Origin of the sequence: Pseudomonas sp. R9.37 (assembly GCF_963878885.1) — a bacterium.
In the GTDB taxonomy this organism is placed as follows: domain Bacteria; phylum Pseudomonadota; class Gammaproteobacteria; order Pseudomonadales; family Pseudomonadaceae; genus Aquipseudomonas.
The window spans coordinates 422,518-440,485 of sequence record NZ_CAWNZA010000047.1; the positions used below are offsets into that span (position 1 = coordinate 422,518).

The window sequence follows — 17,968 nt, forward strand, 5'->3', positions numbered from 1 at the left end:
AGCGCTATCTGCGTCCTGAGGTGTTTCATGAGTCAACCTGTTACCGCCCTGGTCATCATGGGTGTTTCTGGCTGTGGCAAGTCCAGCGTCAGCGAAGCCCTGTGCCGCCTGAACGGCGCCACCGCCATCGAAGGCGACAGCTTTCACCCCGCCGCGAACATCGAAAAGATGAGTGCCGGCCATCCCCTCAACGACGACGACCGCGCCGGCTGGCTCGACATCCTGTGCGATGAACTGCGTCGCTCGCTCAAAGCCGGCGAGCATCCGGTGCTGACCTGTTCGGCGCTGAAGAAAAAATACCGCGACCACCTGCGCGAAGCCGCGCCGGGCCTGGGCTTTGTGTTCCTGGAGCTGACTCGCGCCGTGGCCGCCGACCGCGTGTCCCATCGCCCCGGCCATTTCATGCCGGCCAGCCTGATCGACAGCCAGTTCGCCACCCTTGAATCGCCCGTGGGCGAGCCGCTGACCCTGGCGCTCAACGCCAGCGAAGACAGCGTCGAGGACCTGGCCGAGCAAACCCATGCCTGGTGGCTGCAACACGGCTTTGAACCAACCCATTAATTTTTTGCCGGAAAAGATAGCGCTATCCCCGGCAGGAAATTCAACACCCGCTTTAATAACAACAACAAACAGGAGAGACCCCCCATGTTTGGCATGTCCCACGAGTCTTACCTGCTGCTAGATGCAGTGGTCACTATCATCGGGCTGATCTTTTTGATCACCAAGTTCAAGGTGCACCCGTTCATTGCACTGATCATCGCGGCCGGCTTTCTCGGCCTGACCTCGGGCATGCCCGTGGACAAGATCATCAAGGCGTTCCAGGACGGCTTTGGCGGCGTGCTCGGCTTTGTCGGCATCATCCTCGCGCTGGGCACGATGCTCGGCAAAATGATGGCCGAGTCCGGCGGCGCCGATCAGATCGCGCAGACCTTGATCCGCGCCTTCGGCAAAGAGAAAGTGCAGTGGGCGATGATGTTCGCCGCGTTCCTGGTGGGCATCCCGCTGTTTTTCGAGATCGGTTTTGTGTTGCTGATCCCGCTGGTGTTTATCGTTGCGCGCCGCACCGGCGTGTCGCTGATCAAAATCGGCATCCCGCTGCTCGCCGGCCTGTCGGCCGTGCACGGCCTGGTGCCACCGCACCCGGGCCCGCTGTTGGCCATCGGCGTGTTTGGCGCGGACATCGGCAAGACCATCCTGTACGGCCTGATCGTCGCACTGCCGACCGCCATCATTGCCGGGCCGATTTTCGGTACGTTTATCGCCAAGTACATTCCGGGTAACCCGTCCCAGGAACTGGTCGATCAACTGGCCCGCGAGCCGGAGTCCAAAGACCTGCCGAGCTTTAGCATTACCCTGATCACCGTGCTGCTGCCGGTGTTCCTGATGCTGCTCAAAACCTTCGCTGACGTCGCGCTGCCGGACGGCCACGCCATTCGTAACTGGATGGACATGATCGGTCACCCGATCACCGCGTTGCTGCTGGCGTTGCTGTTGTCGCTGTACACCTTTGGCCATCGCCAGGGCATTCATTCCAAGCAGATCCTCAAGCTGCTCGACGCCAGCTTGGCGCCGACCGCTGCGATCATTTTGATCATCGGCGCCGGCGGCGGTTTCAAGCAGATGCTGGTGACCAGCGGCGTGGGTGATGTGATCGGCCACATGGCCGTGAACGCGCAGATCAACCCGATCTTGCTGGCGTGGCTGGTGGCGGCAGTGATTCGCGTGGCGACTGGCTCCGCGACCGTGGCGACCATTACCGGCGCAGGTATCGTGGTGCCGGTGGTGGGCATGATTCCAGGGGTTAACCGTGAGCTGCTGGTGTTGGCGACGGGCGCAGGCTCGCTGGTGTTGTCTCACGTCAACGATGCGGGTTTCTGGCTGGTGAAGCAGTACTTCAACATGACCGTGGTCGAGACGTTCAAGACCTGGACAGCGATGGAGACCATCCTGTCGGTGGTGGCGCTGATCTTTATCATGTTGCTGTCGATGGTGGTGTAACAGGTTCACCGCAAAACTTACTGTGGGAACTGGGCCAAATGTGGGAGCTGGCTTGCCGCAAAACAAATGTGGGAGGGGGCTTGCCCCCGATGGCAGTGGATCAGTCACCCGATGCAGTGACGGACACTCTGCTATCGGGGGGCAAGCCCCCTCCCACATTTTGACCGAGTTATGACCCGGTTTTGGCTACCAGCCCATCCGCGCGGAACATCCCGCGAATCCCGCGCACCGCCTGGCGAATGCGGTCCTGGTTTTCGATCAGCGCAAAGCGCACATGATCGTCCCCATACTCACCAAAGCCGATGCCCGGCGACACACACACCTTCGCTTCCAGCAGCAGTTTCTTGGCAAATTCCAGCGAGCCCATGGCGGCATACGCGTCGGGAATCTTGGCCCAGACGTACATCGACGCCTTCGGGTTCTCAACCATCCAGCCCAGTTCATGCAGGCCCTTGACCAGCACATTGCGGCGCTGGCGGTACTGCTCGGCGATGTCTTTGACGCACTGCTGATCGCCTTCGAGCGCCGCAATCGCCGCCACCTGCAGCGGGGTGAAGGTGCCGTAGTCGTGATAGCTCTTGATGCGCGCCAGCGCGTTGACCAGCTCCGGGTTGCCGACCATGAAGCCGATGCGCCAGCCGGCCATGTTGTAGCTCTTGGACAGGGTGAAAAACTCCACCGCAATGTCCTTGGCGCCCGGCACCTGCATGATCGACGGGGCTTTCCAGCCGTCGTAGACGATGTCGGCGTAGGCCAGGTCGTGCACCACCAGTACGTCGTACTGCTTGGCCAGGGCGATCACCCGTTCGAAGAAGTCCAGCTCCACGCACTGCGCGGTGGGGTTGGACGGGAAGCCGAGGATCATCATCTTCGGCTTGGGGATCGAGCCACGAATGGCGCGTTCCAGTTCAGCGAAAAAATCCACCCCCGGAATCAGCGGCACCGAGCGCACCTGGGCGCCGGCAATCACGGCACCGTAGATGTGAATCGGGTAGCTGGGGTTGGGCACCAGCACGGTGTCGCCCTGGTCGAGGGTGGCGAGCATCAAGTGCGCCAGGCCTTCTTTGGAGCCGATGGTGACGATGGCTTCCGTTTCCGGGTCGATGTCCACTTCATAGCGGTCCTTGTACCAGCGCGAGATCGCCCGGCGCAGACGCGGAATGCCCTTGGAGGTGGAGTAGCCGTGGGTGTCTTCACGCTGGGCGACGGTGACCATTTTTTCCACGATGTGTGCAGGCGTGGCGCCGTCAGGGTTACCCATGCTCAAGTCGATGATGTCTTCGCCGCGCCGACGCGCAGCCATCTTCAGCTCGGCAGTGATATTGAAAACGTAAGGGGGGAGTCGATCTATGCGCGCAAAGCGGCGCGGCGAACCTTGGTCTGCCATTGTTGCCTCAAGAGTACGTAAGCGCCCGGAACCGTCCGAGCGACGTCGGCCACTGCGGTGGCCTGCGGGGCAGACAATACGGTCGATGATGGCCAGTTGTCCAGATGGCGCAGGAAAAATTTCTGATTGGGGTGAGGCGTCAATATGCCCCTATACTCGATGCGGGTTTGTGCCCTCACAAGAAGGAGACTGTTCAGATGGATCAGCAGACAAAATTACCGTTGCAGCCACGCCTGGAAGAGGGCAAAGCCCTGGTGATTGCCGGGCTCAAGGGCCATTACGACAAAGCCACCGTGGGGGACATTCCCAAGTTGTGGGAAGTGCTCGACAACAACATCAAAGACATCAGCAAGCGCGTTGACCGCCAGACATACGGCGTGTGCTACAACGCCAAGCAAGGCGAGTTCGACTATCTGGCCGGCGTTGAAGTGCCGGCCAAAAGCGATGTACCCAGCAATTTCCAGTCGGTTGAATTGCCTGCCCGTCATTACGCGGTATTCGCGCACCACGGCCCGGTGCAAGCGCTTGAGCAGACCTACGAGCGCATCATGTTCGAGTGGTTGCCACACTCGGGCTACAAGGTGGCCGGGGCGGATTTCGAGCGCTACAGCGCGGATTTTGATGCACGCAAAGGCACGGGTTCCGTTGAGATCTGGATGCCGGTCGAAAAGAAAGCCTGATGAATCACAGGGGCCGGCGCTCCGGCCCCACAGATCCTTCAATACAGCGTGGCCTTGACCCGCTCCGGCATCTCCCGGTCATACGCCTCGGCGTCAAATTGCCCATCATTGAGTCGCTTGTGAAACGCCCCGGCCGACGGCAATGCCGAACGGTCCAGGTGCTTCTCGGGGTTCCAGCAGTCCGAGCGCACAAACGCTTTTGAGCAATGGAAATGCGCGGCTTGCACCTGCACCAGAATCACCGAGCGCGCAGGCTTGCCATTCACCGCGAAACTCTCCAGCAACTCGGGCTCGATGCAAATCTGCGCTCGGCCATTCACGCGCAAGGTCTCGCCAATGCCCGGGATGATGAACAGCAATGCGATGCGGGGGTCCTGCACCAGGTTGCGCAGGGTATCGAGGCGGTTATTGCCCGGCCGATCCGGGATCGCCAGGGTGCGCTCATCCATAATCCGCACAAACCCCGGCACATCGCCGCGCGGCGAGCCATCGATGCCCTCCGGCCCGGATGAACTGACCACCACCAGCGGCGACGCCCGCACCATGGCCTGGTAATCCTCGTTGAGAAACGGGATCTCTTTGCGCACCGCCCGCTCGTGGGGGAGGCCGTAGAGGGTTTCGAGTTGTTCCAGGGTTGTCAGCATATTCACCACCTCCTTATCGTTTCAAAACACTAACGCCAGCCGGCGCTCATGGCCAATCCGGCCCTTATACGCCTCGCCGCTGTCGACCCAGCCCGCCGCCAGATACAGGCCCATCGCCGCCACATTCTGCGCGTCCACCGACAACTCCAACGCTTTGATCTGCGGCCACGCTTGCAGGGCCGCCGCCGGCAGCGCCTGCAAACAGGCTTTGCCGAACCCACGCCCCTGCTGATGCCGATCAACCTGCAACGCATGCAGCGTGGCGCTGTGTTCGTCGGCCCAATGAGGCAGGCAGGGCGGGCGTTTAAGCAGCAGGAAAGCGACGGGAACGTCATCGGCGAGCAGGGCGAAGCCTTTGATGGCGTTGGGGCTGGGATTGACCAGCAGGCTGTTCAGCGCGCAGTAGATATCGCCTGAATACGCCAGTTGCTCGGGATGCACTTGCAGGGTGTCGAGTTGCTGTTTTTGCACAAGGCTCAGCGTCTCATAGGGCACGAGGCGAGTTTCCATCGAGGGCGCATACCAAATCCTACAAAGAGGCGTGGATTCTAGCGGGTTTGCGCGTGGCGAAATTATTTTTCAGCGCGTTGTCGATTTACCCAAAGCGCGTTCGACTAAGGGTGTCCCTCGTGATTTTCCACCCTCAGGAGTATCGCCATGAGCACTGCAATCACCCGTCTGATCGATGAATGGCAGCAGGCCGTGCTGGCCCGTGATATCGACAAAATTGTCAGCTTTTACGCCGACGATATCGTCGCGTTCGACGCCGTCACCGCGTTGCAATTCAAGGGTCGGGCGGCCTACCGCACGCATTGGGATGACTGCATGAAGCATTGCCCCGGCCCCGGTATTTTCGAGTTTCATGAGCTGCATATCGTCGAGGCCCCAGAGAGTGCGTTTGCCCACTGGCTGGCCCATTGCGGCGGCGCCGGGCCCGATGGCGTGGTGAAGGCGTGCTGGATGCGGGTGACCGCCGGTTACCAGCGCATCGAGGGTCAATGGCGCGTGGTGCATGAGCATTGGTCGGCGCCCTTCGACATGGGCAGCGGCAGCGCACTGTTCGACCTGAAACCCTGACCGCCACCAACTATAGTCAGTAGTCCGAAAACGGAGACGCCCATGAAATACCTCTGCCTGATCTACAGCGACGAGCAGGTGTTGCACACCTCGCCGGACAGCCCTGCGGACCCTGAGTGTTTTGCCTACGCCGAGGCAATCCAGGCCAGTGGGCGCATGCTCGCCGCCGAGCCACTGGAGTCAGTGAGCACCGCTACCACCGTGCGCATGCGCCATGGCAAGTTGTCGATCACCGACGGGCCGTTTGCCGAAACCAAGGAGCAGCTTGCCGGGTTTTACCTGATCGAGGCCAAGGACTTGAACGAAGCGATCCAGGTGGCCGGTGGCATACCGGCAGCCAGGGTCGGCAGTGTGGAAGTACGCCCCGTGCGTGAATTGAATCTCTGAAAACAACAACCACAAGAGGTTTATCCCATGACAACGCCAATTGCCGAATTTGAACTGTCCATCAGCCGCTTGATCGACGCCCCACGTAACCGTGTGTTTCGCGCCTGGACCGAGCCTGCCTTGTTGCAACAATGGTGGGGACCCCACGGCATGACCACGCCCGAGTGCGAAATGAACCTGTGGGTCGGTGGCCTGTTTCGTACCCTGATGCGCGCACCGGATGGCGCCGAGTACCCGACCCAAGGCGTATTCCTGGAGATCCAGGCGCCGAGCCGGCTGGTGTTTACCGATGCTTACGCGCCAGGCTGGGTGCCGTCGGGCAAGCCGTTCATGACCGCCGAAGTGACCTTCGAAGAGGTCGAAGGCAAGACGCTGTACACCGCTCGCGCGATGCACTGGAGCGAAGCCGATAAACAGGCGCACGAAGCCATGGGGTTTCATGACGGCTGGGGCCAGAGCCTCGACCGCCTGGTGACGCTGGTGACCCAGGGCATGCCCGATTGACGCCTGAAATCGAGACGATCTACCGCAGCGAGTCACGCCGCGTGCTCGCCACGCTGATCCGTTTGCTCGGTGATTTCGACCTCGCCGAAGAAGCCCTGCACGAGGCGTTCTTCGTCGCGGTCGAGCGCTGGCAGCGCGACGGTGTGCCGAGCAATCCACGCGCCTGGCTGGTCTCGACCGGTCGTTTCAAAGCCATCGACCGCCTGCGCCGCCAGGCCCGTTTTACCCCCTTGTTGCAGGGGCAGGCCGACGCGCTGGAAGCGGCCGAGTGGAGTGAGGACGACGTGGAAGACGACCGCCTGCGCCTGATGTTCATCTGCTGCCACCCGGCGCTGGCGCCTGACGCCCAGGCGGCGCTGACCTTGCGTGAGATCTGCGCCCTCACCACCGAAGAAATCGCCCGCGCCTTTCTCGCCACGCCCACCACCATCGCCCAGCGCATCGTGCGCGCCAAGGCCAAGATTCGCGAAGCAGGGATTCCCTATCAGGTGCCGTCCCGCGACGAATTGCCCGAGCGCCTGGACAGCGTGTTACGCGTGGTTTACCTGGTGTTCAACGAGGGTTATTCGGCGTCCATGGGCGCGAACCTTACGCGGGAGGACCTGACCCGCGAAGCCATTCGGCTGGGACGCCTGCTGGTGGAACTGCTGCCAGAGCCGGAAGTCATCGGCCTGCTGGCGCTGATGCTATTGCACGAGTCACGCCGCGCGGCGCGCACCTCGGCCGACGGCGAGTTGGTGTTGCTGGATGAACAGGACCGTGGGTTGTGGGACGCGTCCTTGATTGCTGAAGGCTGCGCGCTGGTGGAGCAGGCGTTGAGCACACGGCGTTTTGGCCCGTATTGCCTGCAAGCCGCCATTGCGGCGGTGCACGCCGAAGCGTCGAGCGCGGGGGAAACAGACTGGCCGCAGATTGTCGGGCTCTACGACGTGTTGCTCAGGGCTGTGCCGTCGCCGGTGATCGAGTTGAACCGCGCGGTGGCGCTGGCCATGCGCGATGGACCGTGGGCAGGCCTGCAGGCAGTGGAAGCGATTTTTGCGCGAGGCGAGTTGCTGGATTACCACTGGGCACATTCGGCGCGCGGGGAGTTTTGTCGGCAGTTGGGGCGTACCGAGCAAGCCTGTGCTTCGTACGAAAAAGCCCTGTCACTGATTCAGCAAACCCCAGAGAAGCGTTTTTTAGAGCGGCGCCTGGCCGAACTCAAAACCATCAGACCATAAGGATCAACACTGTGGGCGCTGGCACGCCTGCGATAGCGGTGTATCAGCCAACAGATTGACAGCCTGACACCTCGCCATCGCCGGCAAGCCTGCGCCCACATTCAACAGGGGTGTTTGCAGTTTTTTCGGTTAAGGCTGCTGACGAGTGGCCGCCAACACAATCTCACGGATGCACACATGCTGCGGCTGCTGGTAGGCGTAGGCAATCGCCGAAGCCACATCATCGGCGCTCAACACGGTGCCGCCCATGTCCTGTTTCCAGGCTTGATAACCCGTCTTGATCGCCTCATCAGTGGTGTGGCTGAGCAGTTCAGTTTCCACCGCACCCGGTGCAATGGTGATTACCCGCACGTTGCTTGGCGACAATTCCTCGCGCAGGTTTTCCGAAATCCCATGCACCGCGAACTTGGTGCCGACATACGCGACATGGTTCGGGAAGGTCTTGCGCCCGGCCACCGAGCTGACGTTGATGATCGTGCCGCCCTTGCGCGCGACCATGCTGCCGGCCACCGCATGGATACCGTTGAGCAAGCCTTTCACGTTGACGTCGAGCATCTGCTCCCATTGCTGCGGGTCTTGCTCGCTGACGGCGCCCAGCAGCATGACCCCGGCGTTGTTGATCAGCGCGTCGGCCGGGCCGAATTGCGCCTCGGCTTCTTTAACGGCGGCAACCAGTGCGGCGCGGTCGGTGATGTCGACGCCGCGGTTCAAGGTGTTTGGCAGTGCCAGGTCGTTCAGGCGCTCTATGCGCCGCGCCAGCAACAGCAGTGGGTGGCCGGCGGCCGACAACAGGCGGGCGGTGGCTTCGCCAATACCGGAACTGGCACCGGTGATGATGATCAGTGGCTTGCTCATGAATGCACTCCTGGAATAAGAAATATCGATAACTGAACTGTCGGCGCAGTATATTTACCGCCGCCGAGGCTGAAAAATGCCTTATTCCTCTGTCTGCCATCGGATAAAGCTATGGATGTGCGTCACCTCAGGGCCTTTCTCGCGGTGTTCGAAGAACGCAACATCACCGCGGCCGCCCAGCGTTTGTTTATCAGCCAACCGACGCTGTCGGTGACCATCAAGCAGCTGGAAGACGAACTCGGTGTGGCGTTATTTGTGCGCCAACCGCGGGGTGTAGAAGTCAGTGCCGAGGCCCGGGTGCTGTACCCGCAGGCGCGGCGCATGGTCGCCGAAGCGGACGCCTTGAGCGGTTTGTTTCGCGGGCGCGAAAACCGCATCGCCCTGGAGCTGGGCGTGGAGGGCGATATTGCCGACAGCCAGATCGAGACTTTCCTGCGTATGGCGCACCACGGCCTGCCGGGTTTGCTGCTGACCTTGCAGGAAGGTTGCGAAGGCGACGGGCGCTTGGCCGTGGAGGAAATGTGCTGCGAGGACGAGCTGTTCCTGCCGCTTTGGGAGGAGTCCTACGTGATGGCATTGCCCGAGGCACATCCGATGGCACACGCCGGTAAAGCGCAGGCCTGGGCGCCGATTGAAGACTGGATCACCTGCCCACAACACGATTCGCACCAACGCTTGATGGCGCTGTACGGCCGTTCGCCGCATGCAGTGGCCGGGCATGCCGGTTCGTTGACCCAGGCACTGCACATGGTCGCGGCCGGTGTGGGCGTGGCGATGTTGCCGCAGTCGATGGCGGCCGAACGGGCCGGCGTGCTGATTCGCGAATGGCACCTGCCGGCGCCGACGCGGCGCGTGGGGTTGTGCTTTGCCGCGCAGGCGTTGGAATTGCCTGCATTGCGCGCCCTGCACGAATATTTCCAGAGCAACCGCCCGCCGCAACTCTCTGCGGCGTGACACAAATCTCCTGTTCGAAGCAGTTCCAATGTGGGAGCGGGCTTGCTCGCGAAAGGGTGTGCCAGTCAGCGCATTTTTTACTGACCCACCGCCTTCGCGAGCAAGCCCGCTCCCACATTTGGATCTCTATCGCCTGCAAGTAATCACTCCAACATCTGCCCCAACATCCAACTCCCCGCCGGCCCCGGCGGGTGCTGGCGTGACCACAGCGCATCCACCGCCACCGAACGTGGCCAACTGCGCACCTCAAGTTCCACCAGCCCGGCATTCCCAAATCGCTCCACCAGCCAGCGCGGCAGCGCCGCCCAGCCGAAACCGAGCTGGGCCATTTCCATCAGCATCAGAAAACTCGGCGCCGACCACACACGGCCGGTCGGGCGGGTTTCGTTGGGGTTGATGATGCTGGCCAGACGCAATTCGCGGTGTTGCTGCAAGGCCTGCGGGTCAAGGTTTTGCACGTTGGCCAAAGGATGAGTGGGGGCCACGAACACGGCGATTTCCGTACGCTCTGCCACGGGCGCGCGGGTCAGGTCGGGCGGGTAAACCTCCTGGGCTTCGATCAAGGCAATCTGCGCGCGGCCGCTTTGCACCAGGGCGATCAGGTCTTCGCATTCTGCGATCAGCCATTCCAGCTCCAGATCCGGGTAGCGTTGTTCAAACGCTTTAAGCGCGAGCTCGAAACGCTCCGACTGATACGTATCGGACATGGCGATACTCAACTTCGGCTCCAAACCCATTGCCAACTGGCTCGCCGCCAGCTCCAGGCGGCTGCTGGCTTCCAACACCTGCTCGGCCCGTTGCAATAACACATGGCCGGCGGGCGTGAGCGTTGGCTTGCGGCTGCTGCGATCAAACAGCATCACATCCAGGTCAATCTCCAGACTCGCGACCGCCGCGCTTACGGTGGACTGGCTCTTGCCTAACTTGCGCGCCGCGGCGGAAAACGAACCTTGGGTGGCCGCCTGGACAAACGCCTGCAGCACTTCATGAGAGGCCATGACTATCGCCTTGATCGATGGTTACTAGTTATGAAGTATCGATTCAAAGGGTAATCATGGCAACCGTCGTCACTCACGGAGCCGGGTCATGAACCCTACCAAGTCGATTACTGAACGTGTTTGCCAGGCCATTGGTTTTGAAGGTTTGGCGTTGTTGATCTGTACCCCGTTGCTGGCATGGATCATGGACAAGCCCGCCCTGGAGATGGGCATGGTCACCCTGGCAATCAGCCTGATGGCGCTGACCTGGAACGTGATCTTCAACGGCCTGTTCGATCGCCTCAAGGCACGCTGCAAGCTCGCCAACAACGGCTGGACGCGTGTGCTGCACGCGCTGATGTTCGAGGGCGGCCTGATTCTGGTGTGCGTGCCGTTGATCGCAGCGTGGCTGAACATCAGCCTGATGCAGGCGTTTATTCTCGACATCGGCGTGCTGCTGTTCTTCCTGCCGTACACCTATGTGTATCACTGGGGCTATGACGTGCTGCGGGAAAAGTTCTTACAGCGGCGGCTGGTCAGCCAAGCTTGAGCGAGGCGACAAACTCCAGAAACGCCCGCACCTTGGCGGCGGGCAAATGCCGCGACGGGTAGTACGCGTACAGCGGAAAACGCTCGTCCGGCCAGTCGGGAAACAACTCCACCAGGCTGCCGGCATCGAGCGCCGGCGTCAGGCCCAGGTCGAGCATTTGCGCCACCGCGTGCCCGTGTTCACACACGCTGTACAAGGTGCTGGCGTCGTTGACCACCAAGCGACCGTCGGTGCGCACGATCACTTGCTCGCCCTTGCGGTGGAACTCCCAGGCAAACGGGCGCCCGGTCTGCGAGTCGCGAAAGTCCAGGCACATATGCCCGGTTTCCAAGTCTTGTGGGGTGGCCGGTCGGCCGTATTGCTCAAGGTAAGCGGGAGAGGCCACGGTGAGCACGCGCACTTCCATCAATTTGCGCGCGATCAGCGAGGAGGATTGAGGGATGCCGAAGCGAATTGCCACGTCAAAACCGTCGGCGACCAGGTCGCCGAGTTGATCGCGGGTGTGCAAGTCCAACTGCAGCTGCGGGTAGCGCCGCATAAAATCGCCCAGCACCGGGCCCAATACCAGGCGCGAGAAGTACGGGTCGATATTCACCCGCAAGCGCCCGCGCACGGTCAATGCACTGTCGGCGGCGGAGCTGGCGGCTTCTTCAAGACCGGCCAGCAACGGCGCGATTTGCTGATAAAAACGTCGGCCTTCGTCGGTCAGTTGCACCGAGCGCGTGGTGCGGTCGAACAGGCGAATCCCCAGGCGCTTTTCCAGGCGCGAAATCGCCCGGCTGACCCCCGAAGGCGTCATGTCCAGGCTGTCGGCGGCGCGGGCAAAACTGCCGCTGTCGACCACGGCTGCCAATACGCCCATGCCGCCGGCCAAACCTGGATCGAAACTCATCGGTGATTGCCTGTCTGTGACTTGAAGGCATTGATGCTAGCGCACAATGCCTACAGAAACATGCCGCCCGAAGCTTCGATGCGCTGCCCGGTGATCCAGTTGCTGCCATCGGCCAGCAAGGTCGAGATCGCGCCGCCGATGTCGTCTGGCAAACCGGCACGGCCCAGCGCGGTGTTGTTGGCGACCATTGCGTTGACGTCCGGGTTATCGCGCACTGCGCCGCCGCTGAAGTCGGTGGCAATGGCGCCCGGTGCCAGGGTGTTGACGGTAATGCCGCGCGGGCCCAACTCTTTGGCCTGGTAGCGCGACAGCACTTCAACCGCGCCCTTCATCGAGGCATACGCCGAATACCCTGGCAGGCTGAACCGCGCCAGGCCGCTGGAGATATTGATGATGCGCCCGCCATCGCTGATCAGCGGCAGCAACTTTTGCGTGAGGAAAAACGGCGCCTTGAAGTGGATGGCCACCAGGCGGTCAAACTGTTCTTCGGTGGTTTCGGCGAAGCTGGCGTGAGCGCCGATACCGGCGTTGTTGATCAGAAAATTGAAGTGATCCTGTGCGAAAACATCCTTGAGTACTGTGCTGACCTCGCCGACGAAGTCATTGAAGGTGCCGCTTTGGCTGACATCCAGTTGCAACATGGCAGCACGGCCACCCAGCGCTTGAATCTGTTCCACCACCGCTTGGGCTTCGGCTGCGGCGCTGTGGTAGGTGCCGATGATGTCGACGCCCTGTGCCGCCAGGTGCAGCGCTGCGCTTTTGCCCAGGCCGCGGCTGGCGCCAGTGATGAGTGCGATTTTACGGGTCATGGTGCAGTCCTCGTGTGTGATCAGTGGGACTGAGTGTATTTGTCCGCTCGTAACGTGATAAACAGGGCGCTATCGGAATCACTGGCCGGATAAGGCGAACAATCCCATGAACAAGCTTGAGCTGTTGCGCACCTTCGTGCGGGTCACCGAACTGTCGAGTTTCACCCAAGCGGGCGAGAGCCTGGGGCTGCCGCGCTCCACGGTGTCCGAGCACGTGCAGGCACTCGAAGAATTACTCGGCGCGCGCCTGTTGCAGCGCACCACGCGCAAGGTCCAGGCCACTCAGGACGGGCGCGTGCTGTATGAGCGCAGCAAGGATTTGCTGTCGCACATGGAAGAACTTGAAGGCCTGTTTCGTCAGGATGAAGCGCAACTGACCGGGCGCATTCGCGTGGACATGCCCAACGTCATGGCGCGGGACCTGATCCTGCCGCGCCTGCCCGAATTCATGCACGCCCATCCCTCGATCGAGCTGGAAATCAGCACCACCGACCGTCAGGTAGATCTGCTCGCCGAAGGTTTCGACTGCGTGTTGCGCGTCGGCGCGCAGCCTGATCAGTCGGTGGTGGCGCGCCTGCTGTGCAGCATGCCGATGATCAACTGCGTCAGCGCCGAGTATGTTCAGCGCCATGGCAAGCCCGAGACCCTGGCCGACCTGGCGCATCACCAATTGGTGCACTACGTGCGGCCATTGGGTTCGCGTTCGCCGGGGTTCGAATACCAGCAGGGCAACAAAGTGCACCGCGTGCCGATGGCCGGGCGCGTCACGGTCAACAGCACCGATGCCTACAAGGCGGCGTGCCTGGGCGGTTTGGGCATCACGCAGGTGCCGGTCCTGGGAATTCGCGATTTACTCGAGCGCGGTGAACTGGTGGCCGTGTTGCCCGACTACCCCGCGCCGGCGTTGGACGTGTCGTTGCTTTATGCCGGGCAGCGGCATTTGCCACAGCGCGTGCGGGTGTTCATGGATTGGCTCGCCGCCACCGTGCAAGCCCAGATTTAACGGCGCGCCGACAACTGCTGCGGTGCCAGGAAAGCATCGTGGAAGTAATCCCGAAACGACTGCATCGCCGGTGTAAACGCGCGCTCGCGGTGCCAGGCCAGGCCGACGCTCATGGGCGTCACCGGGTCGGTCACGGTCAGCGTCTCGATGCGCTTGCCTTCCAGGGACCAGGGCCGGTGAACCAGGTCCGACAGAATCGCCACGCCGCTGCCATTGGCAACCATGCTGCGCACCGCTTCCACCGAGCTGGTGCGCAGCCGCACCTTGGGCGTTTGTCCGGCCTGTTCCCAGTAGCGCATGGCGCTGTGTTCGGCCTCGTCGACGGTGAGCAGGATGTAAGGTTCCTGCGCCACATCGGCCAGGCTCACGGCGCCGCGTTCGCACAACGGGTGGTGGCTGGGCAGCCACAGGCGGCGTTCCGAATTGAACAGGATCTCGGAGACGATATCCGGGTGAGTCAGGTTGGCGGTGAGCACCACGGCCATGTCGAATTGACCGTCGAGCAGGCCGTGTTCGATGGCTTGGCGCTCCTGCTCGAACACCTCGATGGTCACGTCCGGGTGCCAGTGTTCCATGCGTTGCAGGTGATGCGGCAGGAAATAGCCGAGCACCGTGTAACTGGCCGCCACGCGCAGCACGCCGCTGGCGCGATAATCCGGCAGCGGGCTGTTCAGCGCGTCGTCCACGCTGCGCACAATCACATAGGCACGGTTGAGAAAGTGCCGCCCGGCATCGGTCAGGTTCATGCCTTGGGCCGAACGCACAAACAGCTGCACGCCGAGCATGGCTTCCAGTTCCTTGATCGCCGTGGTCACCGCCGACTGGGAGATGTTCAAGTGAATGGCCGCCTGGGAAATCTGGCCGATCTCGGCAGTGGCGACGAAGTAGCGAACTTGGCGCAAGGTCAGGGACATGGCTTTATCTGATTTTCAGAAGATGGGCCATCTGATAATAGATCTTCCCAAGGGGTCAAGCGCCAGCCTACTTTCCTGGCATCACCTTTGGCGGAGCGACACCGATGCAGGCAGTGGATTTCAATTCAGACATGGGCGAAGGCTTCGGCCCCTGGACCATCGGCGATGGCGTGGATGCTGAACTGATGGCTTACATCAGCTCAGCCAACATCGCCACCGGCTTCCACGCCGGCGACCCCGGTACCATGCGCCGCACCGTTGCGCGCGCCAAGCAACTCGGCGTGGCCATCGGCGCGCACCCAGGCTTTCGTGACCTGGTGGGGTTTGGCCGTCGGCATATCCACGCACCGGCGCAGGAACTGGTGGACGACATGCTCTACCAGCTTGGCGCCCTGCGCGAAATCGCCCGCGCCCAAGGCGTGCCCCTGCAACACATCAAGCCCCACGGTGCGCTCTACATGCACCTGGCCCGCGACGAAGAGGCCGCGCGCTTGCTGGTGCAAAACCTGCAACTGATCGAACCGACATTGTTGTTGTACTGCATGCCCAACTCGGTGATCTGGCGCGTTGCCAAGGAACTCGGGCAGCCTGTGGTGCGCGAGTTTTACGCCGACCGTGAATACGACCTGAGCGGCTCCATCGTGTTTACCCGCCATGTGCGGGCGCTTGACCCTGCAACGGTCGCGGCGCGGGTATTGCGGGCTTGTCAGACGGGGTTGGTGCGCACGGTAGAGGGCGAAGACCTGCCTATCGAATTCGACTCCATCTGCCTGCACAGCGACACGCCCGGCGCGCTGGAGTTGGTCGAGGCCACCCGCGAAGCGTTGGACCGGGCGGGCATCATAGTCACAGCGGCGAGTGGACGTGTCGGGGCGAGAGGACTCTCTGAGGGCGAGCGGGCTTGCTGAGGCAACCGGGCTTACTGTGGCGAGCGGGCTTGCCCCGCGTTGGGCGGCGAAGCCGGCCCAATAATCGCCGCGTCGTGTCAGGTAGCACCCGATCGCCTGATTTAAGGGCTGCTGCGCAGCCCAACGCGGGGCAAGCCCGCTCGCCACAGTAAGCCTACTGACCACAGTAAACCCACTGGCAACAGCAAGCCGGCTTGCCACAACAACATGCGCTCACCCCAACAAAAAGCGTGCACACCCCACATTATTTTTTGCCTGCCTTTCTACAATGATTCCAAGAGGAACAGACATGGCTGAAACGTCCCCCATCCGCTACAGCTTCGGCGGTGATGAACACTTGTTTGCCGAGGTCAGCGACAGCATGTCCCTGCAGGCCTTTTTCAAAGGCATGGCCGTGACCCGCGCCGTGGAGCGTCTGGCGCTGGACGGCGTATTGGATGTGTGCCTGGCCAATGCGTCGTTTCAGATTCGCTTCGACCCCGACCGCATCGCGCCACACGTGCTGCTCGACGCGGTGCAAAGCGCCGAAGCCCGGGCCGTGGCCGAGCGCACGTTGCACACGCGCATCATTGAAATCCCGGTGCTCTACAACGACCCCTGGACCCACGAAACGCTGATGCGTTTTCGCGACCGTCACCAAGACCCCACGGGCACGGACCTGGAATACGCTGCGCGCATCAACGGCCTGGCCGATGTCGACGCGTTTATCGCCGCCCACAGTGGCGCGCCGTGGTTTGTGTCGATGGTGGGCTTCGTCGCAGGCCTGCCGTTCATGTTCCAGATGGTTGAGCGCGAACGGCAATTGCAGGTGCCCAAGTACCTGCGCCCGCGCACCGACACCCCCAAATTGACCCTCGGGCATGGCGGCTGCTTTGGCTGTATCTACTCGGTACGCGGCGCCGGGGGTTACCAGATGTTTGGCGTAACCCCGGCGCCGATCTATGACCCGGCGCAGCAATTGGCGTACCTCAAGGAGCACATGGTGTTCTTCCGCCCCGGTGACATCGTGCAGTTCAAACCGCTGGACCGCGACGCCTATGACCTGGCGGTCGCCGAGGTGGACGCGGGGCGTTTCGACTTGCGCATCCGTCCGGTGGAATTTTCCCTCGACGCCTTTCTTGCCGACCCCGTTGGCTATCCGAAAACCCTGCAGGAGGCGCTGGCATGATCAAAGTCATCAAACCCGGCCTCGCCACCTCTGTGCAGGACCTTGGTCGTGAAGGTTATTACCACTTGGGCATCCCGCCCTCGGGTGCGCTGGACCAATACGCCTTGAGCGCGGCCAACCACCTGGTGGGCAACCCGGTGGGTGCGGCCGGCCTGGAATGCACCTTGATCGGGCCGGAGTTGCTGTTTCAACAGGACGCGTTGGTGGCGCTCAGCGGTGCGCTGATGGCGCCGCGCCTGGACGGTGACGTGGTGCATCAGGACACCGCGTTCCAGGTGCGCGCCGGGCAGGTGCTGCGCTTTGAATTTCCCAAGGCGGGCGCGCGCACCTACCTGGCGGTGGCGGGCGGCATTGATGTGCCATTGGTGCTCGGCAGCCGCTCGACGTACACCCTCGGCGCGCTTGGCGGGTTTCAGGGACGGCGCTTGCAGGCGGGCGATGAACTGCCGATCGGCCAGGCCTGCGGGCAGGGGCGTGAGGGCAACAGTTTGCCGATGGCGCTGCGTCGCTCAGTCGGCGGCGATGTGACCTTGCGTGTGGTGCCGGGGCTGTATTACGACCGGCTGACTGACGGCGCGAAAAGCAGCTTTTTTGCCGAACCGTGGACAGTGGGCTCCGAGGCGGATCGCATCGGCTATCGCTTCAAGGGCGGCAGCGCGTTGAGTTTTCAGCCGCGTGAGCAGCCGTTCGGCGCGGGCTCGGACCCGTCGAATATCGTCGACAGTTGCTACCCCATTGGCTCGATCCAGGTGCCGGCGGGGTTGGAGCCGATTGTGCTGCACAGGGATGCGGTCTCGGGCGGTGGCTACGCGATGATTGGCACGGTGATCAGTGCGGATCTGGATTTGATCGGGCAGATGCAGCCGAACCAGCGGGCGGGGTTTGTGGCGGTGACGCTTGAGGAGGCATTGGAGGCGCGGCGGGTGTACAAGAAGCGGCTGAAAATAATGGGCGGTTTATTCACTCCCTGAAAACACATAGGACCCATGTGGGAGCGGGCTTGCTCGCGAAGGCGGTGTGTCAGCCAGCCTATTCGGTACT

Annotated in this window: 21 protein-coding genes; 13 read left to right on the forward strand and 8 right to left on the reverse strand. The window is 62.0% G+C overall.

Going from position 1 to position 17,968, the window contains the following annotated elements; genetic code table 11:
• Positions 1 to 27: 27 nt before the first annotated feature.
• Together AACU78_RS25890 and AACU78_RS25895 are read left to right on the forward strand one after the other, a co-directional pair.
• On the forward strand, positions 28 to 561 hold the full coding sequence (locus AACU78_RS25890; RefSeq protein WP_065932241.1) for a gluconokinase: 534 nt from the start codon (positions 28 to 30) through the stop codon (positions 559 to 561).
• A gap of 84 nt (positions 562 to 645) precedes the next feature.
• Positions 646 to 1,998, forward strand: a complete 1,353-nt coding sequence (locus tag AACU78_RS25895) for a GntP family permease (protein WP_106578477.1) — start codon at positions 646 to 648, stop codon at positions 1,996 to 1,998.
• A 169-nt stretch (positions 1,999 to 2,167) separates the two neighbouring features.
• On the opposite strand, the gene alaC is transcribed toward AACU78_RS25895, so the two are convergent.
• Positions 2,168 to 3,385, reverse strand: coding sequence for an alanine transaminase (gene alaC, locus AACU78_RS25900; RefSeq protein ID WP_106578478.1), 1,218 nt, complete (start codon positions 3,383 to 3,385; stop codon positions 2,168 to 2,170).
• 197 nt (positions 3,386 to 3,582) lie between these two features.
• Here alaC and AACU78_RS25905 point away from each other — a divergent pair, with 197 nt between their 5' ends.
• Entirely contained in the window at positions 3,583 to 4,065 is a 483-nt protein-coding gene (locus AACU78_RS25905; protein WP_106578479.1) for a GyrI-like domain-containing protein, read from the forward strand.
• A 38-nt stretch (positions 4,066 to 4,103) separates the two neighbouring features.
• Here AACU78_RS25905 and AACU78_RS25910 read toward each other — a convergent pair whose 3' ends face one another.
• Together AACU78_RS25910 and AACU78_RS25915 are read right to left on the reverse strand one after the other, a co-directional pair.
• Entirely contained in the window at positions 4,104 to 4,709 is a 606-nt protein-coding gene (locus AACU78_RS25910; RefSeq protein ID WP_106578480.1) for a pyridoxamine 5'-phosphate oxidase family protein, read from the reverse strand.
• Between the two features lie 21 nt (positions 4,710 to 4,730).
• Positions 4,731 to 5,219 carry a GNAT family N-acetyltransferase gene (locus AACU78_RS25915; protein ID WP_106578481.1) on the reverse strand — a complete coding sequence of 163 codons (489 nt, stop codon included), beginning with the start codon at positions 5,217 to 5,219 and terminating at the stop codon, positions 4,731 to 4,733.
• Positions 5,220 to 5,366: 147 nt separating this feature from the next.
• On the opposite strand from AACU78_RS25915, the gene AACU78_RS25920 reads away from it, so the two are divergent.
• The 4 genes from AACU78_RS25920 to AACU78_RS25935 are packed head-to-tail and all read left to right on the forward strand — an operon-like array spanning position 5,367 to position 7,897.
• Positions 5,367 to 5,786 carry a YybH family protein gene (locus tag AACU78_RS25920; RefSeq protein WP_106578482.1) on the forward strand — a complete coding sequence of 140 codons (420 nt, stop codon included), beginning with the start codon at positions 5,367 to 5,369 and terminating at the stop codon, positions 5,784 to 5,786.
• Positions 5,787 to 5,828: 42 nt separating this feature from the next.
• Complete coding sequence (locus tag AACU78_RS25925) at positions 5,829 to 6,173, forward strand: YciI family protein (RefSeq protein WP_106578483.1); 345 nt, start codon at positions 5,829 to 5,831, stop codon at positions 6,171 to 6,173.
• A 27-nt stretch (positions 6,174 to 6,200) separates the two neighbouring features.
• A complete protein-coding gene (locus AACU78_RS25930; protein ID WP_106578484.1) occupies positions 6,201 to 6,677 on the forward strand; it encodes an SRPBCC family protein in 477 nt (158 codons plus the stop codon).
• Positions 6,674 to 7,897 (forward strand): RNA polymerase sigma factor, encoded by a 1,224-nt coding sequence (locus AACU78_RS25935; RefSeq protein ID WP_106578485.1) that lies wholly within the window; start codon positions 6,674 to 6,676, stop codon positions 7,895 to 7,897. Before AACU78_RS25930 ends, AACU78_RS25935 begins: the two co-directional genes overlap by 4 nt.
• Positions 7,898 to 8,026: 129 nt before the next feature.
• On the opposite strand, the gene AACU78_RS25940 is transcribed toward AACU78_RS25935, so the two are convergent.
• Positions 8,027 to 8,752: an SDR family oxidoreductase gene (locus AACU78_RS25940; protein WP_106578486.1), complete on the reverse strand. Its 726-nt coding sequence runs from the start codon at positions 8,750 to 8,752 to the stop codon at positions 8,027 to 8,029.
• A gap of 111 nt (positions 8,753 to 8,863) precedes the next feature.
• Here AACU78_RS25940 and AACU78_RS25945 point away from each other — a divergent pair, with 111 nt between their 5' ends.
• Positions 8,864 to 9,706, forward strand: a complete 843-nt coding sequence (locus AACU78_RS25945; RefSeq protein WP_106578487.1) for a LysR family transcriptional regulator — start codon at positions 8,864 to 8,866, stop codon at positions 9,704 to 9,706.
• A 143-nt stretch (positions 9,707 to 9,849) separates the two neighbouring features.
• On the opposite strand, the gene AACU78_RS25950 is transcribed toward AACU78_RS25945, so the two are convergent.
• Positions 9,850 to 10,704, reverse strand: coding sequence for a LysR family transcriptional regulator (locus AACU78_RS25950; RefSeq protein ID WP_106578488.1), 855 nt, complete (start codon positions 10,702 to 10,704; stop codon positions 9,850 to 9,852).
• A gap of 88 nt (positions 10,705 to 10,792) precedes the next feature.
• On the opposite strand from AACU78_RS25950, the gene AACU78_RS25955 reads away from it, so the two are divergent.
• The gene (locus AACU78_RS25955) at positions 10,793 to 11,233 is read left to right on the forward strand and encodes a multidrug/biocide efflux PACE transporter (RefSeq protein WP_106578489.1); all 441 of its coding nucleotides are present in this window, start codon (positions 10,793 to 10,795) and stop codon (positions 11,231 to 11,233) included.
• Here AACU78_RS25955 and AACU78_RS25960 read toward each other — a convergent pair.
• Complete coding sequence (locus tag AACU78_RS25960; RefSeq protein ID WP_106578490.1) at positions 11,220 to 12,125, reverse strand: LysR family transcriptional regulator; 906 nt, start codon at positions 12,123 to 12,125, stop codon at positions 11,220 to 11,222. The genes AACU78_RS25955 and AACU78_RS25960 overlap by 14 nt on opposite strands.
• Before the next feature lie 50 nt (positions 12,126 to 12,175).
• Positions 12,176 to 12,934 (reverse strand): SDR family NAD(P)-dependent oxidoreductase, encoded by a 759-nt coding sequence (locus tag AACU78_RS25965; RefSeq protein ID WP_106578491.1) that lies wholly within the window; start codon positions 12,932 to 12,934, stop codon positions 12,176 to 12,178.
• Between the two features lie 106 nt (positions 12,935 to 13,040).
• Here AACU78_RS25965 and AACU78_RS25970 point away from each other — a divergent pair, with 106 nt between their 5' ends.
• Positions 13,041 to 13,937 (forward strand): LysR family transcriptional regulator, encoded by an 897-nt coding sequence (locus tag AACU78_RS25970; RefSeq protein WP_106578492.1) that lies wholly within the window; start codon positions 13,041 to 13,043, stop codon positions 13,935 to 13,937.
• Here the strand turns inward: AACU78_RS25970 and AACU78_RS25975 are convergent.
• Entirely contained in the window at positions 13,934 to 14,851 is a 918-nt protein-coding gene (locus tag AACU78_RS25975) for a LysR family transcriptional regulator (protein ID WP_106578493.1), read from the reverse strand. The two genes, AACU78_RS25970 and AACU78_RS25975, sit on opposite strands and share 4 nt — an antisense overlap.
• 104 nt (positions 14,852 to 14,955) lie before the next feature.
• Here AACU78_RS25975 and AACU78_RS25980 point away from each other — a divergent pair, with 104 nt between their 5' ends.
• The 3 genes from AACU78_RS25980 (at position 14,956) to AACU78_RS25990 (ending at position 17,898) form a co-directional block, all read left to right on the forward strand.
• Positions 14,956 to 15,759, forward strand: coding sequence for a 5-oxoprolinase subunit PxpA (locus AACU78_RS25980; protein ID WP_106578494.1), 804 nt, complete (start codon positions 14,956 to 14,958; stop codon positions 15,757 to 15,759).
• Between the two features lie 289 nt (positions 15,760 to 16,048).
• Entirely contained in the window at positions 16,049 to 16,927 is an 879-nt protein-coding gene (locus AACU78_RS25985; RefSeq protein ID WP_106578495.1) for a 5-oxoprolinase subunit B family protein, read from the forward strand.
• On the forward strand, positions 16,924 to 17,898 hold the full coding sequence (locus tag AACU78_RS25990; RefSeq protein WP_106578496.1) for a 5-oxoprolinase subunit C family protein: 975 nt from the start codon (positions 16,924 to 16,926) through the stop codon (positions 17,896 to 17,898). Before AACU78_RS25985 ends, AACU78_RS25990 begins: the two co-directional genes overlap by 4 nt.
• Positions 17,899 to 17,968: the final 70 nt, after the last annotated feature.

Bases quoted from the DNA above. Each gene is read 5' to 3' on its own strand.
- AACU78_RS25985 (WP_106578495.1), top strand. From the start codon at position 16,049: ATGGCTGAAACGTCCCCCATCCGCTACAGCTTCGGCGGTGATGAACAC.
- AACU78_RS25980 (WP_106578494.1), top strand. From the start codon at position 14,956: ATGCAGGCAGTGGATTTCAATTCAGACATGGGCGAAGGCTTCGGCCCC.
- AACU78_RS25950 (WP_106578488.1), bottom strand. From the start codon at position 10,704: ATGGCCTCTCATGAAGTGCTGCAGGCGTTTGTCCAGGCGGCCACCCAA.
- AACU78_RS25990 (WP_106578496.1), top strand. From the start codon at position 16,924: ATGATCAAAGTCATCAAACCCGGCCTCGCCACCTCTGTGCAGGACCTT.
- AACU78_RS25940 (WP_106578486.1), bottom strand. From the start codon at position 8,752: ATGAGCAAGCCACTGATCATCATCACCGGTGCCAGTTCCGGTATTGGC.
- AACU78_RS25920 (WP_106578482.1), top strand. From the start codon at position 5,367: ATGAGCACTGCAATCACCCGTCTGATCGATGAATGGCAGCAGGCCGTG.
- AACU78_RS25910 (WP_106578480.1), bottom strand. From the start codon at position 4,709: ATGCTGACAACCCTGGAACAACTCGAAACCCTCTACGGCCTCCCCCAC.
- AACU78_RS25975 (WP_106578493.1), bottom strand. From the start codon at position 14,851: ATGTCCCTGACCTTGCGCCAAGTTCGCTACTTCGTCGCCACTGCCGAG.
- AACU78_RS25895 (WP_106578477.1), top strand. From the start codon at position 646: ATGTTTGGCATGTCCCACGAGTCTTACCTGCTGCTAGATGCAGTGGTC.
- AACU78_RS25970 (WP_106578492.1), top strand. From the start codon at position 13,041: ATGAACAAGCTTGAGCTGTTGCGCACCTTCGTGCGGGTCACCGAACTG.
- AACU78_RS25945 (WP_106578487.1), top strand. From the start codon at position 8,864: ATGGATGTGCGTCACCTCAGGGCCTTTCTCGCGGTGTTCGAAGAACGC.
- AACU78_RS25930 (WP_106578484.1), top strand. From the start codon at position 6,201: ATGACAACGCCAATTGCCGAATTTGAACTGTCCATCAGCCGCTTGATC.
- AACU78_RS25915 (WP_106578481.1), bottom strand. From the start codon at position 5,219: ATGGAAACTCGCCTCGTGCCCTATGAGACGCTGAGCCTTGTGCAAAAA.
- AACU78_RS25955 (WP_106578489.1), top strand. From the start codon at position 10,793: ATGAACCCTACCAAGTCGATTACTGAACGTGTTTGCCAGGCCATTGGT.
- AACU78_RS25960 (WP_106578490.1), bottom strand. From the start codon at position 12,125: ATGAGTTTCGATCCAGGTTTGGCCGGCGGCATGGGCGTATTGGCAGCC.
- AACU78_RS25965 (WP_106578491.1), bottom strand. From the start codon at position 12,934: ATGACCCGTAAAATCGCACTCATCACTGGCGCCAGCCGCGGCCTGGGC.
- alaC (WP_106578478.1), bottom strand. From the start codon at position 3,385: ATGGCAGACCAAGGTTCGCCGCGCCGCTTTGCGCGCATAGATCGACTC.
- AACU78_RS25905 (WP_106578479.1), top strand. From the start codon at position 3,583: ATGGATCAGCAGACAAAATTACCGTTGCAGCCACGCCTGGAAGAGGGC.
- AACU78_RS25925 (WP_106578483.1), top strand. From the start codon at position 5,829: ATGAAATACCTCTGCCTGATCTACAGCGACGAGCAGGTGTTGCACACC.
- AACU78_RS25890 (WP_065932241.1), top strand. From the start codon at position 28: ATGAGTCAACCTGTTACCGCCCTGGTCATCATGGGTGTTTCTGGCTGT.